This window comes from Ideonella sp. P3_A4 (assembly GCF_056403075.1).
This window is the reverse complement of record NZ_JBFUGE010001310.1, coordinates 1-673: the sequence shown is the minus strand read 5'-3', so window position 1 is coordinate 673 and position 673 is coordinate 1. Positions and strand designations below refer to the sequence as shown.

1 protein-coding gene is annotated in these 673 nt (G+C 72.2%); it reads right to left on the bottom strand.

Translation table 11 applies throughout. The features are described from left to right. Positions 1 to 591, bottom strand: a 591-nt coding sequence (locus tag AC1DYI_RS37730) for a protein adenylyltransferase SelO family protein (protein WP_477209164.1), incomplete at its 3' end; no start/stop codon positions are given. Between the last annotated feature and the right edge of the window lie 82 nt (positions 592 to 673).

Below are 673 nucleotides of genomic sequence, written 5' to 3'. Positions count from 1 at the left end.
ACGCAGGCGATCGGTCTCGCCGCGGGAGGCGTAATACTGGAAAGTGCCCACGCGAAGGTGGCTGGCCGCCACGCGGGTGAGCACTGCGCCGGGCAGCGGCCGTTCGCGGTAGACCGGCTCGCCGGTGGCGGCGACGGCCAGCGCGCGGGTCGTGGGAATGGCCAGCGCATGCATCGCTTCGCCGATGATCACCTCGCGCAGCATCGGGCCGATGGCGGCCTTGCCATCACCGCCGCGCGCAAAGGGCGTGCGGCCCGAGCCCTTGAAGGCAATGTCGCGTCGGCGGCCACGGGTGTCGATCAACTCACCCAGCAGCAGCGCGCGGCCGTCACCCAGCTGCGGCGAGAAGCCGCCGAACTGGTGGCCGGCGTAGGCCTGCGCCAACGGCTCGGCGCCTTCCGGCACGCTGTTTCCGGCGAGCAGCGCGGCACCGTCGGGGCCTTCCAGTGCGGCCAGGGGCAGCCCCAGCTCTTCGGCCAGCGGCCGGTTCAGGAAGAGCAGGCGCGGCGCCGGCACCGTGGCCGGGCGCCACGAGACATAAAGACCCGGCAGTTCGCGGGCGTAGGTGTTGTCGAAGGCGAAATCAGGCATGCGGCCAGTGTCGCCGGTTCTGGGCCTGGGCCTCGACCCCGGCCTGGATCAGCCGTGGCCGGGGCGTGGCCTTCCCCTATGT